Genomic DNA, 13,859 nt, shown 5'->3' with positions numbered 1-13,859 from the left:
TTACATAGATCTGGTAACGGAAATAGCCGGTTTTGATGACTCCAGGTTTTTTGCTGCTTCTATTTACAAGCTGTCCTCATTTTAGGTATTATGGAATTATAATTATTCTAAGTATAAATACGATGTGATATAATAAGTGTATCGTGAAAATAGTAAAGGCAGTGTGCGTGAAGATATAGATGAAGCGGCAGATCCATACTATGCTTGGAACGAATAATCAAATGAATGGCCTGATAATCAATCGAATGCGTTAATGAAAAATGCAAAATAAACCGGAAGGTGTGAATGACATTATGATGCTGACGGAACAGGTGGACAGAATCAAAGAGCGTCTGAAGTCTAAAGGCTACAAGCTGACGCCTCAGCGTGAGACGACAATCCGGGTACTGCTGGAACATGAAAAAGATCATCTGAGTGCAGAGGAAGTATTTTTGCTGGTAAAGGAACGATTCCCGGAGATCGGCATGGCTACCGTCTACCGGGTGCTTGATCTGCTGAACGAACTGCAGATTGTGCAGAAAGTCAATTTTGGCGATGGAGCGGCGCGATTTGACCTGCGGGCAGCGAACAGTCCCCATTTGCATCATCATCTCATCTGTACCCAGTGCGGTAATGTAGAAGAGATTATGGAAGACTGGCTCGTTTCGCTGGAAAAACGGGTGGAGCGCGAGTTTGGATTTACCGTCACAGACCATCGGCTGGATTTTCAGGGAGTTTGTTCTTCCTGCCAGATGAAGGAGCGGGAGAAAAATAAAGGCGGCAAAAAGTGCCAGGCCGTATCCTGACCGGCTTTGCCAGAATTATTACACCGGAAAGATCTTCCCTGATCTTTCCGGTTTTTGTTTTTGAGTTTTCATCGGCATGGGTATCAGCATATGAATCGTACCTGCCGATATATAATGGATATGCTGTAAAATAGAACAGGGAATTACAGGCAAGTACAGCAGCAGCTTGCAGATTCTTTCTGTATATGGGTGAGGTATGTTCATAAATTTTCAATTCTGCCAAAATCGCGCTTCTATTTTTAAATAAGCGGGTAAGTATTAAAACATAGATGGACCCGTAAGTGCAGCAGCAACAGCGCGATCAGGTTCATTTTTGTATAGTTTCGTAAAGGATGTCCTGCAGGTATTCACTGCTGGGCAGGATGTATGCATGGCCTCATTAAAGGGGATTTCCAATCACCGGAATTTCCATTAATGAGTGTACCTTTCTTTTATCTTATAAATAATGTAAGAGTAGGGAATCATCCGCCATTTTTTCACTCAGGTACAATTGACAGCTATCCGGCTTCCGCATTAACATAGGTGTATTGCCCATGCGGGCAAAAACGGATAGAAGGTGACTGTAATTGCAACAGCAATATCGACCAACAAGAGCTGAAATTAACCTAGATGCGCTGCGTGCCAATTATGAGGCTTTCCGTCAGACTTTGCCGGATACGACGAAGCTGTTATTATGTGTAAAAGCGAATGCTTATGGACATGGGGCAGTGGAGGTATCCCGGGAACTGGAAAGACTTGGCGCGGATTACCTGAGTGTTGCGTTTTTGGATGAGGCGATTGAGCTGCGTCAGCATGGTGTGCGTCTGCCGATACTTGTACTGGGTTACACCGGTCCCGAGGCGGTAGCAGCCGCTTATGAATACGACGTTACTTTAAATGTATTTACGGAAGAAGTGCTCGAGGCCATTGCCCGGCTGACAGTTGATTCTTCCGGACGCAAACTCAAAGCTCATATCAAAATTGATAGCGGGATGGGGAGACTGGGCCTTTTCCCGGAAGAAGCGCCTGATTTTATCGTCAAGGCATTTCAGGTGCCTGTTCTGGAGATAGAGGGAATGTTTACTCATTTTGCCAAGGCGGATGAGCAGGACAAAAGTTATACACTGATGCAATACGAGAGGTTCCAACAAGTGGACCGGGAACTGCGGAGACTGGGTTATACTATCCCTATTATACATACGGGGAACAGTGCCGCTGCTATTGATACTCCCGAGCTGTCGCCACAGATGATTCGGGTTGGTATTGCACTGTATGGGCTGTATCCTTCGACTGAAGTGAACAAGCAGGTGATAGACCTGACACCGGTTATGACCGTCAAGACCGCTGTATCCTATCTGAAGACCCTTCCTGCCGGTTCCGGAGTGAGCTATGGCACCCGTTATTTCACAGGTGCAGATGAACAGATAGCCACTCTTCCGATCGGCTATGCAGATGGTTATTCGCGTATGTTAAGCGGCAAGGCACAGGTGCTGATCCGCGGTCACCGCGTCCCTGTGATTGGAACAATCTGTATGGATCAGTGTATGGTATCACTCAAATCTTTTGCGGAGAGCGCAGAAGAAATCCAAATCGGCGAAGAGGTTGTCCTAATCGGTCGCCAGCAGGACCAAACGATTACTGCTGACGATCTTGCTTCCGAGCTGGGAACCATCAATTACGAGATCATTTGCATGCTTGCAGCCAGAGTGCCGCGCGTCTATTACCAAAATGGTAATATCCTGAGCCGCTGGAATCCTTTACTTAATAGGTAAAATATTTCTATTGGGATTGAAGGAAACCGGATTTTTGAGGCGAATCTTACATATTGTGATGAAAAGTCTGTACTCGCGCCCATAATGTGGTTTATAATGATGGCAGCAAAGTTGCCTCACGCACTGTGCGTGTGGCGCAGACCAGAAACTTGGATTCGCGTATGTAAAAATGCCGTTAAATCAGCTAAGGGGTATGGCTGGAAAAGGTTTTGGGGGTGCTGGACAGTTGGACAACATGCAAAATGTGCAAGGGATTATGGTCCATTTACCGGATCAGCTTTTGCAGGAGATGGATGGGATCGCAGCTTTGGAGAATTCCGACCGCAACGAGTTAATCAGAAAGGCTATGAAAGGGTATCTCACGGAGCGTAAGAAGCGGCATGTCCGCGAGGCAATGCAGCGTGGATACATGGAAATGGCCAAGATCAATCTGAGAATCGCGTGCGAAGCTTTTTATGCGGAGGAAGAGGCGGATATCACTCTGGACCGCTTAGTTAGCGGGGTGTAGACATTGATCGTAAAGCGCGGCGATGTATTTTTTGCAGATTTATCGCCCGTCGTCGGTTCCGAACAGGGTGGCGTAAGACCAGTTTTGGTAATCCAGAACGACATTGGTAATCGCTTCAGTCCGACGGTCATTGTGGCGGCAATTACGGCACAGATCCAGAAGGCCAAATTGCCGACGCACGTGGAAATTGACGCCAAGTCCCACGGGTTTGACAGGGATTCCGTCATTTTATTAGAGCAGATTCGTACCATTGATAAGCAGCGTTTAACTGACAAAATCACACATCTGGATGAAGAGACCATGCGTCGTGTGCATGACTCGCTCCAGATCAGCCTGGGCCTGGTAGATTTCTAGGCCTGCGGTGAGCAAGCGGACCCGGTGAATGCACCGGGTTTTTTGCGTCTTTACAGCCCTTTACTTCGTGATACCGGGTGGAAATCAGGCTTATTGTCTGAGATAATATATGTATGATGACAGGGTTCTTCCTGCGGGAAGAGCGGAAAGAGGGATAAGATTGTCTGAACAAAAACCGATTACCGAAGAACAGGCGAAAGCCAGTGAGCAGCAGGTCCGCGAACGGATCGTCAAGCAAATTGCCGGAGAGCTGCAAATTTCACTAAAACAAATTCGTACAACGATTGATTTACTAGCAGAAGGCAATACCATTCCATTTATCGCCCGGTACCGTAAGGAAATGACCGGTGAACTGGATGAGAACCAGCTGCGCGATATTGAAGAACGTCACCAGTACCTGCGCAATCTGCAGGATCGCAAGGATGAAGTGCTCCGCATCATCAGCGAGCAGGATAAGCTGACCAGTGAACTGGCCGCTTCGATCCAGAATGCCTCCAAGCTGCAGGAAGTGGAAGATCTGTATCGTCCATACCGCCAAAAGCGCAAAACACGCGCAAGTGTAGCCAAGGAAAAAGGACTGGAGCCACTCGCCCAGTGGATCATGAGCCAGCCCAAGCAGCCTGAAGCGCTGGTAGAGGCAGCACGTTATATCGACGCGGAGAAAGGCGTAGAGGACGCTTCTCACGCGCTGCAGGGAGCGATGGATATTCTTGCCGAGAACATCTCGGATGATGCAGCGCTGCGTACCTGGATCAGACGGTATACGCTCGATCACGGTATGCTCGTGACCGAAGCCAAAAAAGCGGACGAAGAATCCGTATACGAAATGTACTACAGCTACCGTGAACTGGCGAAGAAGATGCCTCCGCACCGTATCCTCGCGATTAACCGGGGAGAACGGGAAAATATCCTCAAGGTGCAGCTGGAAGTGGCTCCTGAGCCGGTATACCGTTATATGGACAAGCAGATAATCAAGGGACCTTCTGCCGTACGCGATATTCTGAATAATGTGATTGAAGATGCCTACAAGCGTCTGATCGCGCCTTCCATTGAGCGTGAAGTACGTACGGAACTGACCGAAAAAGGGGATAACCAGGCGATTTCCATCTTTGCGGGTAATCTGCGCAATCTGCTGCTGCAGGCACCGATCAAGGAGACACGGGTACTCGGCGTGGACCCTGCTTACCGGACAGGTTGTAAGCTGGCTGCCGTAGACGAGACAGGCAAGCTGCTGGAAGTGGCAGTTACCTATCCGACACCACCGGTGAACAAGAAAAGGGAGGCTGCGGACACAATCCGCCGTATGATCGATGAGCACCATATCGAATTGATCGTTATTGGTAACGGTACAGCGTCCCGTGAGACCGAACAGTTCATTGCTGAACTGATCCAGGAGATTGAGGATCGCAAGCTGGCTTATCTGATCGTAAGTGAAGCGGGAGCAAGTGTATACTCTGCTTCCAAGCTCGCCCAGGAAGAATTCCCGGATCTGGATGTAGCACAGCGCAGTGCAGCTTCCATCGCACGCCGTGTACAGGACCCGTTGGCCGAACTGGTCAAGATTGACCCAAAAGCCATCGGAGTAGGCCAGTACCAGCACGACGTATCCCAGAAACACCTGGAAAGCAGCCTGAAAGGCGTCGTCGAATCGGCGGTTAACCATGTTGGTGTCGATGTGAATACAGCGTCGCCTTCCCTGCTGTCCTATGTAGCGGGCGTAAATGCCACGATTGCCAAAAATATCGTGAAGTATCGGGAAGAGAACGGCCGATTCTCCAGCCGCAAGCAGCTGCAAAAAGTACCTCGCCTCGGTGCGAAGACACTTCAGCAGTGTGTAGGTTTCCTGCGGATCAAGGGTGGGGACAATCCACTGGATTACACCGGTATTCACCCGGAATCCTATGATGCCACCAACAAGCTGCTCCAATCCCTGAACATCAAGCCGGAACAGCTGGGCAGCCCGGAAGCTGTCGAAGCACTGGCTGCTGTAAATGTGGAAGAAGCAGCACAATCGCTGGAAATCGGTGTACCGACACTGCGCGATATTCTGGACAGTCTTCAGCGTCCGGGCCGTGACCCGCGTGATGAGCTGCCGCTGCCGATTTTCCGTACGGACGTGCTCAAGATCGAAGATCTGACACCAGGTATGGAGCTGCAGGGAACGGTTCGTAACGTGATAGACTTTGGTGCCTTTGTCGATATTGGTATCAAAAATGATGGATTGGTACACATTTCCCAGCTGAGCGAGCAGTTTGTTAAGCATCCGATGGATGTCGTCTCGGTTGGTGACAATGTAACTGTCTGGGTTATGAACGTTGATGTCAAAAAAGGCAGAGTCGGTCTGACCATGCGTCCATCGTCTGCCAATCAAGCGACAGCCCAGTAAGCAGAGGACATTTATCTGCATCTATCCGGATCGCTGATATCAGATTGGCCTGTAAAGGATATATATATAAACCATCTTCGGATCTACAAGGTGGATGATCACTAAAAAGGCAGTATGCATTTTATCGCATACTGCCTTTTTTTGCGTTATCTCCGAGAGTGAATGGATTCAGCCCCTCTAAGCCGCCTGGTGACGGATAGGACGCTTAGAGCCGGGCTTCCTCGTATTCCTCATACCACTGCTCCAGCTGAGCCTGCAAAGCGCGAATCTCGGTCAGCAGGGAGATGAGCGGATATTGTTCTTCCTGGAGGGCTGCAAAAGACTGCTCCAGCTCGTTAATGTAATGCAGGCCGTTTAACAGGACTGCCTCCGGATTCAGCAGTTCCAGGTTATCACATTCAGCGATAGCGCGTGGAAGGGAAGGGATATGATCAGCAGTGAGCTTGCTGATTTCCTTATGTAGTCGCAGATTCAGTGCGCTGAGCTGGTAGGCATACTCAGCAGGCATTTCCACATAGTGCAGCTGGTCCTCATGCTGCAGAATTACATAGCGCATAACAGTTGTTGTCATCGGTATTCTCCCTTAAGTAACATATCCGCAGGCTGCTCGGATGAGTCATCCGGTTTGCGGTATGTAAAATTGGTAAAAAATTAGAGTAAGTACTTGAAGTGTATCGCATAACAAAGTTAAAATTCAAGAGAAGGCTGTGGCAATGATCCATCCGCCATCATCCGGAAGCATAACAGCAATCAGGAAGAACCACAACATTAAAGGAGTATGCCGGGATTCATGACGAACGACGAACTACAAGTCTGGGTGGAACAGTTGTCACTGCAGCATTTTGAACGTCCGTTTCTGCACCGTGCCGTCTTCAATGCGAGACTGCGTACGACCGGAGGACGCTACTTTTTGAAAAGTCATCATATTGAGATTAATCCGCATCAGCTCCAGGCATTCGGTAGGGAAGAAGTAGAGAAAATTATCAAGCATGAGCTGTGCCATTATCATCTGCACATTCAGGGACTTGGCTACCAGCATCGCGATCCCGAGTTCAAGTACTGGCTGAAGCGGGTAGGAGGCGGACGCTACTGCCAGATTCCACCGGAAATGATGGGCATTAAGCGCAAGGAGCTATACCGCTATCGGCTCGTCTGCCGAGAATGTGCAACCCAGTATTTGCGCAAAAGACGCATGAACCCCGATAAATACCGCTGCGGCAAATGCAGTGGAAAATTGAAACTTGAAGTGCTTGACTTACCTCAGGAATCATGGTAAATTAATTTTTGTATTCAATATTGTTCCCTGATAGCTCAGTTGGTAGAGCACTCGACTGTTAATCGAGTTGTCACAGGTTCGAGTCCTGTTCGGGGAGCCATTTCTTGGAGAGATACCCAAGTGGCTATAAGGGGACCCTCTGCTAAGGGGTTAGACTGCGTAAGCGGTGCGAGGGTTCGAATCCCTCTCTCTCCGCCATATGATTTTTAATGTGGTATACATAATAGCTATTAAGAGAGTCAGCATATGCTGGCTCTTTTTTTATTGATCTGCCGCTATGGTATTGGATAGACCGATGTAAAAATAACCTTCTATTTTAAGAGCAGCTGCAAGTACAGCCTGTTCTCAAATAGAAGGTTATTAGAGTTATAAGGGGTCTCAAAAAGCAAGTAATCCAATACCTGAGCAGCTCAAGATAAAGGAATATTCATGCCCAGCGCCCGATAAATGGCATGGGCTACGCCATCTTCCTCGTTTGTGCGTGTCACCTCATCTGCAATGGCCTGCACTTCAGGTTCGGCATTACCCATGGCTATGCCTTTGCCAGCCATAGTGATCATGGAGACGTCGTTAAAATTATCGCCAATCGCCATGGTATCCTCCATTGCAATACCGTAATGCGCAGCCAGATGCTTGAGCGCGTTTCCTTTGGAAGCTTCTTTGTGTTCCATTTCAAAGTTATGACTGCCGGAGACGACCATGGTCATATCATCACGTTCTGCAAAATGCAGTCGGCCGGCTTCCAGCTTATCCGGGTCAAGGGAGAGGGCGAGGATATTATAGAAATCTGCCTCATCCGGAATATCATAATGAGACGATACGCGAATCAGCTGTACCTGGGCACCATGCGACTGCATGGCTTCCAGCATTTTGATTAGTGTCGGATCAGGGTTGGTACTGAGCAGACGGTCCACTTCCACAGCGAGACGCTGATGGCCATTGCTGATTGTATAGATTCCTTTGCTCGTATGAGCCTGGTAATAATAGTTCCCCTTTTCCAGCCAGTCCAGCACTTCCATCGCCTGCTGGCGTTCCAGCGGCAGAGAGAAGAGATGCTGCGATTCATCATCATGAATGACAGAGCCGTTGGAAGAGATGACCGGTGTCACGAGGCCTGTTGGCTTAAGGATATCTCTGACATTGTGGTGGGCACGCCCGGTGGCAATGCTGACGATGATGCCTTCCTGCTGGGCGGCACGAATAGCAGAGGCGTTAACCTCATTGACATAGCTGTGCCCGCTTAGCAAAGTTCCATCCAGATCGATTGCAATTAATTTGATACTCATACACTCAGCTCCTTGGGTTGGGGTTGATCGGCAATCCATAATTCAACTTCATGCTGCTGCAGCAGTTCCGTCATCTCTGCACTGGGGGCACGGTCCGTAATAATGAGATCGATTTCCGACAGGTCAGCAAATTTATAAAATAATTCCCGTCCAAACTTGGAATGGTCAGCCAGAATAATCACCATTTCAGCCTGCTGCATCATTTTATGCTTGATGCGGCCTTCTTCTACGGTCAGGGAGGTTAGTCCTTTGGCGGAAATGCTGCCAATGCCGATAAAGGCGCGTTCAGCAAAATAATGGGATAGTGCCTCGATCGCTTCGGAGCCATATACATAGCGGTGCTGGGACTGCAGCTGACCGCCGAGCAGATGAATCGTCATATCTTCCTTGTCCGAGAGAATATCCGCTTGATTGATCGAATTGGTGATGACTGTGCAGCCTGCCGCTTCAATAAATTCGGCACAGGCCTGCACCGTAGTGGAAGAGTCCAGAATCACACGTTCGCCATCCCGAATTAGGGTAGCTGCAAGCTGCCCGATTTTTTTCTTTTCCGAAGAGACGGTATTCAGCCGATCCTTATAACTGGGGATGGTCATCGTGGCCGTAGACAGCATGGCACCGCCGCGTGTGCGGATGATGGAATTCTGCTCTTCCAGCCGAACAAGATCTCTCCTGGCCGTATCGCGCGAGACATGGAAAAGACTGCAGATTTCCTCGATATTGATCCGCTGATGACTTTCAAGATATTTAAGAATGTGAAGCATTCGCTCTTCCTGATACATCCGGAAAATCTCCTTTTTGTAGGTTATCCATTCGAAAACAGTACTCGGCTGCAGCTCTTATCTATTTAATGAGTGATCTGCGTGAAAGTAAGTTATATAAGTAATTATAAGTATTATTAATTTATTTTACAAGTAAAATACTTATTATGATAAGTGAAATTTAAGTCAAAAATTTATTTTATAAAAATGCTTGCAATCTAACTCTAGAGTTGGTATACTCGTTTTTGTTGTTAAGAAATTGTGGCCCGTTGGTCAAGGGGTTAAGACACCTCCCTTTCACGGAGGTAACAGGGGTTCGAATCCCCTACGGGTCATCCTCATTTTATAGTAAGAGCCATTAGCTCAGTTGGTAGAGCACCTGACTTTTAATCAGGGTGTCGAAGGTTCGAGTCCTTCATGGCTCACATTTATATTTTTGTCTGCGCGGTCGTGGTGGAATGGCAGACACGCTATCTTGAGGGGGTAGTGGGTGTATACCCGTGGAGGTTCGAGTCCTCTCGACCGCATACTAGTAAGATAATAAAGAGTCCCTGTTATGATAAGATAACAGGGACTCTTTATTTGTGTTAGAATATACGCTGACAGCATAGAAATGAGCGCGATTAGGATAAGCCGTTGGGCAGGTCTATTTTCCATAATTACTGGCAATAGAAGAAGCTGCAGACAGGCAGTTCAGCCGGGGGGGAAAGGGCTGAACAGGGATAAAATGGATTTTGGATGAATATGGTTATTGAATTCGCAGCCAAACCATACTATATTATAATTCATAATTGTATTTATCGTGCCGGTATAGAATTGTCGCTAATGGGTTCACTGAACGGCGGAACAAGGTTATGGCAATACATAAATGAACATCTGGTCTCCTGCTATCCGTTATTCCGGTTCCATCGATATGGCTTGTATGTATGTTACGCGCCGATCAGTGATTATATTCGGCAATGTCGAGCAGTTCGGCGACTTGTTTACGATAGCGTGTAGCTTTGCGTGTACCGTTAATCAGATTGGATAAACGTGATGGTGGAATCCCATAACACTCGCAAAACGTCTTTTGATCCATCTGCATTTCTGCCAGCCGCTGCTTGATTGCCCAGCCAAAAGAGGTAACGGGCTGCTTGCGGTTCAACAATATCACCCCTTGCTTAAAAGTAACATCATACCATGCAGAATATGCATCCAGGCTCCCGTCGCAGGGCCTGTGGTATAATGATTCAGGAAAAGAAGTAAAAAAATGTCGCTAAAGTTAGTATATACTTAAATGCGTTTTTAATCAACAATTAATTACTTATATAAGTGTTGTTAGATGACAAGGTCGGGAGTGGAAATATATGCAGCCGCAATCTATTTATGATCGTATCGAATTGCTGATCAAAAACAAAGGAATTACCAAAAAGTCATTTTGTGAACAACTCAAAATCAGTACAGGTAACTTTGGCGACTGGAAAAGGGGAAAATCTACACTGGGTACTCATAAGCTGATTGAGATTGCTGCCTATTTTGATGTCAGTCTGGATTGGCTTCTTATTGGCAAGGAGCGTCAAGCTGAACTGATCAAAGAACAGAGCAGTCCTTATTTTTTTGAACTTATGGGGCAATTGAATTGCCAGGAAGAAATCTTGAGTGATAACGAGAAAGAGTTTATCAAGGAATACATCGAATTTACGGCGTATCGCAAATCAAGACTGCAGGAAGACTAGGCTCGCAGCAGTCTGGTTCTGGCTGGACGGCGGGATATACCGGTTTTATTCACAGCAAAAAGAGTCCGGAGAGATGATGGACTCTTTTTGTCGTGTTTACTTTTGCCGTGTTGATGGAGTTTAGTGTATTTTGGTGTATTTTAAAAAGATGATTGTTGCTGAAGGGGGATTGTTGGCAGATTATCTTGCGGCATAGAGTAGACTGGCGGTATACAGACGGAGGACCAGAGATACTACTTGATGATACTGCTGACCGGACTTGCACCAGGACTGTTCTGACGCTGATTGGATTGTTCTTGCCACTGCTGTTCCATTTGCAGAGATAGACGATCTGTCAGTATGCCGGCCTGCGGGATGCTCAGCTGCAGCGGACGAGCAGCCCGGCTGATGCAGCAGGAGAGAAGGGTATACAGGTAGCAGTTGACAGCTTGATCTCGTTCAGTCCCCAAATGGTAGTTAATCCAGGCATGCAGGGTGGTGAGTGATAGAATCGCCTGATACTCATAAACCGCTCTCTCCAATACCGTGAAGCTCATCCATGGATACAGGCTATGTGCCAATTTTAGTAAGCGCTTTCCGGTCTTGCGGGCTTCATCCCTTGATTCGGCAGGGATAATCTGCTGGATGATCATCTTGTCAATGAGAGCAAGTGTCCATGCATCCTGTTCGCTGCTGGCCATATAGACACTGTGGATGGCCGGTGCTTCCCACTGAAATAAATGGGGCTGCAGATGATCTACAAGATGCTGCTCCAATTGGGCGACATTACTGATTATGCCTTCCTGTACACGTTGTTCCACATGATGAGCATGGGTAAAGCTGGCAGTTGGCAGTTTGGCATCCAGTAATTGCACATAAGCGAGCAGCTTTTGGCTACTGTTCATTGTTCCATCAGCCTCCGTTTGTTGTTTTTCTTTATTTTAATGTGTGAAAGTATACGGGATAGAGGGATGAAGTCAGCAGAATGTAAATTAATATAACTTACTGTCGATTAATAATTTAATTTCTTTCAATTTGTAAATAATACTTACATATATTAGGTTAATGTGTCAATATAATTGACTGATAAAACAAATTTTTAGCGATAAATAATTAATTATTATGATGTTTGTATCTATATTCAATAAAAGAATGTATTTTATGTCATTTTAATTAACATATAAATAAACTGAATATAATCTACATATTCGAGGAACATTAAATTCTTTATATAACTAGTCCCATATTTGACCCAATATTCGATCCAATTGATTGGAATAAAAGCGGATCGCTCTGTTATAACCGGCAATACCCTGATCCGATGATGTATCGGCCAGCTGGATTAACAGACGTCTCATCGCTTCCACATGTTCATCCAGATTTTAAAACACCATCGCATAAAAAAATTCCAGTTCCCGGTGTTCAGGAAACTCGCGCAGCCCATTTTCAAAGCATTGCTGGGCCTGCTACAAACGAGTCCTATATACTTCTCTTTTTCTTTGTATATATAATGAAATTAATAGTTTACAATATCAAATAATAATGATAAACTGATACAGTTGTTATGATTTCTGCTATTATTATGCGGTCGTGGTGGAATGGCAGACACGCTATCTTGAGGGGGTAGTGGGTGTATACCCGTGGAGGTTCGAGTCCTCTCGACCGCATTACCAAGATTGTAATCAGGAAATTATAACTGTCGGATTATCAAGTGACCTTCACTTGACCTCAATCATCCGCAAAAGTTGTACAAGTAGGATATAATACATAAAACGCTGTCAGTGATAAGCTGGCAGCGTTTTTTTTGTGAGTTTAAGCCATTGTAAGCTTATGTCATTGTCTCAACAGGCTTGTTTTCCCCAATAAATTTTTATAAAATTTTTTGGAGTGAATTTTCTGCAGACGACTTGCTGTAAGAATTCAGTTGATGCCTGTTTGTCTACCGAAGCTGCTTCTGGATATCGGCTTCAATTTTGTCCGGGGTCGTCTTGGGAGCGTAACGTTTGATCGGGTGGCCTTTGGCATCGATCAGGAATTTGGTAAAGTTCCATTTAATCGCTTTGGAACCGAGTATGCCTGGTGCCTGTTCGCTAAGATACTGGAACAGCGGGTGGGCGGAAGCTCCGTTCACGTTGATTTTTTGAAACATGGGGAAGCTGACACCGTAATTGAGCTGACAAAACTCTGAAATTTCTTCATCACTACCAGGGTCCTGGTTGGCGAACTGGTTGCTGGGGAATCCAAGTACCTCAAAGTTCTGGTCTTTGAATTTATCATATAATTCCTGCAGACCGGTGAACTGTGGAGTGAGTCCACACTTACTGGCGGTATTCACGATCAGCAGGGTTTTGCCTTTATATTGTTCCAGAGAGACTTCTTCACCACGCATAGAGACGGCTTTGTATGAATAAATACTCATGGATCTCACGCTCCTCTCAGAATGGGTAACAATTTAATTTTAGAAAATTAATTAAGTATAGTCAATTTTAGCTATAAAAACAATTTGTCGAAATTAAGTTTCATTTCTGGTCCGGTGCTTTACAAATATAGTGTTGGTCTGAAACAAATTAGACAAAGGAGCTGAAATGATAATGGCACTTTATACAGCAACTGCAAAAGTTCATGGTGGACGTCAAGGTAAGGTTGAATCAAGCACAGGTGCGCTGGATGTAAGTCTGGTTATGCCCAAAGAGCTTGGTGGCGGCGGTGGAAACGGGACGAATCCGGAAGAAATGTTTGCAGCCGGTTATGGAGCCTGTTACCAGAGCGCCCTTGCTAATGTAGCCCGCAAAGAGAAGGTCAACGTGACGGATACAGTCGTTACAAGTAACGTTATGATCGACAAAGATCCTTCGGATGATGGCTTCAAGCTGTCTGTTCGTCTGGATGTCAGTATCCCGGGTCTTTCCAAAGAAGAAGCGATGGATATTGCCAAAAAAGCACATGATTTTTGCCCGTATTCCAAAGCAACCCGCGGCAATATTGATGTGGAACTGAATATTGTCTAACACATAAATGCTGCTAACAGGAATGCTGCAATGAAGGCAGATATTCATCC

At 46.3% G+C, this 13,859-nt stretch carries 15 protein-coding genes and 6 tRNA genes; 14 read left to right on the top strand and 7 right to left on the bottom strand.

Features of this window, described 5'->3' with window-relative positions; all coding sequences use genetic code 11:
* Window positions 1-293: 293 nt before the first annotated feature.
* From fur to WH45_RS03740, 5 genes are all read left to right on the top strand, one after another.
* Window positions 294-785: a ferric iron uptake transcriptional regulator gene (gene fur / locus WH45_RS03760; protein ID WP_046213069.1), complete on the top strand. Its 492-nt coding sequence runs from the start codon at window positions 294-296 to the stop codon at window positions 783-785.
* 566 nt (window positions 786-1,351) lie between these two features.
* On the top strand, window positions 1,352-2,536 hold the full coding sequence (gene alr / locus WH45_RS03755) for an alanine racemase (RefSeq protein WP_046213068.1): 1,185 nt from the start codon (window positions 1,352-1,354) through the stop codon (window positions 2,534-2,536).
* 226 nt (window positions 2,537-2,762) lie between these two features.
* Window positions 2,763-3,044 (top strand): CopG family ribbon-helix-helix protein, encoded by a 282-nt coding sequence (locus WH45_RS03750; RefSeq protein WP_026136141.1) that lies wholly within the window; start codon window positions 2,763-2,765, stop codon window positions 3,042-3,044.
* 3 nt (window positions 3,045-3,047) lie between these two features.
* Complete coding sequence (locus WH45_RS03745) at window positions 3,048-3,398, top strand: type II toxin-antitoxin system PemK/MazF family toxin (RefSeq protein WP_017812889.1); 351 nt, start codon at window positions 3,048-3,050, stop codon at window positions 3,396-3,398.
* Between the two features lie 160 nt (window positions 3,399-3,558).
* Window positions 3,559-5,784 carry a Tex family protein gene (locus WH45_RS03740; RefSeq protein WP_046213067.1) on the top strand — a complete coding sequence of 742 codons (2,226 nt, stop codon included), beginning with the start codon at window positions 3,559-3,561 and terminating at the stop codon, window positions 5,782-5,784.
* A 205-nt stretch (window positions 5,785-5,989) separates the two neighbouring features.
* Here WH45_RS03740 and WH45_RS03735 read toward each other — a convergent pair whose 3' ends face one another.
* Entirely contained in the window at window positions 5,990-6,355 is a 366-nt protein-coding gene (locus WH45_RS03735) for a hypothetical protein (RefSeq protein WP_046213066.1), read from the bottom strand.
* Window positions 6,356-6,574: 219 nt separating this feature from the next.
* Here WH45_RS03735 and WH45_RS03730 point away from each other — a divergent pair, with 219 nt between their 5' ends.
* The 3 genes from WH45_RS03730 (at window position 6,575) to WH45_RS03720 (ending at window position 7,258) form a co-directional block, all read left to right on the top strand.
* Window positions 6,575-7,060 (top strand): SprT family protein, encoded by a 486-nt coding sequence (locus tag WH45_RS03730; RefSeq protein WP_046213065.1) that lies wholly within the window; start codon window positions 6,575-6,577, stop codon window positions 7,058-7,060.
* A gap of 24 nt (window positions 7,061-7,084) precedes the next feature.
* A tRNA-Asn gene (locus WH45_RS03725) sits at window positions 7,085-7,160 on the top strand.
* Window positions 7,161-7,166: 6 nt separating this feature from the next.
* Window positions 7,167-7,258, top strand: a tRNA-Ser gene (locus WH45_RS03720).
* A gap of 212 nt (window positions 7,259-7,470) precedes the next feature.
* Here WH45_RS03720 and WH45_RS03715 read toward each other — a convergent pair.
* Window positions 7,471-8,346: a Cof-type HAD-IIB family hydrolase gene (locus WH45_RS03715; RefSeq protein ID WP_052723609.1), complete on the bottom strand. Its 876-nt coding sequence runs from the start codon at window positions 8,344-8,346 to the stop codon at window positions 7,471-7,473.
* Window positions 8,343-9,128 (bottom strand): DeoR/GlpR family DNA-binding transcription regulator, encoded by a 786-nt coding sequence (locus WH45_RS03710; protein ID WP_046213064.1) that lies wholly within the window; start codon window positions 9,126-9,128, stop codon window positions 8,343-8,345. The genes WH45_RS03715 and WH45_RS03710 overlap by 4 nt, the downstream gene beginning before the upstream one ends.
* A 242-nt stretch (window positions 9,129-9,370) precedes the next feature.
* On the opposite strand from WH45_RS03710, the gene WH45_RS03705 reads away from it, so the two are divergent.
* The 3 genes from WH45_RS03705 (at window position 9,371) to WH45_RS03695 (ending at window position 9,634) form a co-directional block, all read left to right on the top strand.
* A tRNA-Glu gene (locus WH45_RS03705) sits at window positions 9,371-9,442 on the top strand.
* A 17-nt stretch (window positions 9,443-9,459) separates the two neighbouring features.
* Window positions 9,460-9,532 (top strand) — tRNA-Lys (locus tag WH45_RS03700).
* A 19-nt stretch (window positions 9,533-9,551) separates the two neighbouring features.
* Window positions 9,552-9,634: transfer RNA gene (locus WH45_RS03695), tRNA-Leu, on the top strand.
* A 413-nt stretch (window positions 9,635-10,047) separates the two neighbouring features.
* On the opposite strand, the gene WH45_RS03690 is transcribed toward WH45_RS03695, so the two are convergent.
* Window positions 10,048-10,251: a helix-turn-helix domain-containing protein gene (locus tag WH45_RS03690; protein WP_046213063.1), complete on the bottom strand. Its 204-nt coding sequence runs from the start codon at window positions 10,249-10,251 to the stop codon at window positions 10,048-10,050.
* Window positions 10,252-10,453: 202 nt separating this feature from the next.
* Between WH45_RS03690 and WH45_RS03685 the strand changes: the two genes are divergently transcribed.
* A complete protein-coding gene (locus WH45_RS03685; protein ID WP_046213062.1) occupies window positions 10,454-10,822 on the top strand; it encodes a helix-turn-helix domain-containing protein in 369 nt (122 codons plus the stop codon).
* A gap of 233 nt (window positions 10,823-11,055) precedes the next feature.
* On the opposite strand, the gene WH45_RS03680 is transcribed toward WH45_RS03685, so the two are convergent.
* Together WH45_RS03680 and WH45_RS24070 are read right to left on the bottom strand one after the other, a co-directional pair.
* On the bottom strand, window positions 11,056-11,706 hold the full coding sequence (locus WH45_RS03680; protein ID WP_046213061.1) for an urease accessory protein UreF: 651 nt from the start codon (window positions 11,704-11,706) through the stop codon (window positions 11,056-11,058).
* Window positions 11,707-12,036: 330 nt separating this feature from the next.
* A complete protein-coding gene (locus WH45_RS24070; protein WP_268748562.1) occupies window positions 12,037-12,159 on the bottom strand; it encodes a hypothetical protein in 123 nt (40 codons plus the stop codon).
* A gap of 226 nt (window positions 12,160-12,385) precedes the next feature.
* Here WH45_RS24070 and WH45_RS03675 point away from each other — a divergent pair.
* Window positions 12,386-12,468 (top strand) — tRNA-Leu (locus WH45_RS03675).
* Between the two features lie 272 nt (window positions 12,469-12,740).
* Here the strand turns inward: WH45_RS03675 and WH45_RS03670 are convergent.
* The gene (locus tag WH45_RS03670; protein WP_046213060.1) at window positions 12,741-13,220 is read right to left on the bottom strand and encodes a glutathione peroxidase; all 480 of its coding nucleotides are present in this window, start codon (window positions 13,218-13,220) and stop codon (window positions 12,741-12,743) included.
* Between the two features lie 169 nt (window positions 13,221-13,389).
* Between WH45_RS03670 and WH45_RS03665 the strand changes: the two genes are divergently transcribed.
* Window positions 13,390-13,809: an organic hydroperoxide resistance protein gene (locus WH45_RS03665; protein WP_152663484.1), complete on the top strand. Its 420-nt coding sequence runs from the start codon at window positions 13,390-13,392 to the stop codon at window positions 13,807-13,809.
* Window positions 13,810-13,859 lie beyond the last annotated feature (50 nt).

The organism is Paenibacillus wulumuqiensis, assembly GCF_000971965.1.
In the GTDB taxonomy this organism is placed as follows: domain Bacteria; phylum Bacillota; class Bacilli; order Paenibacillales; family Paenibacillaceae; genus Saccharibacillus; species Saccharibacillus wulumuqiensis.
This window is presented reverse-complemented; position numbering and strand designations above follow the sequence as displayed.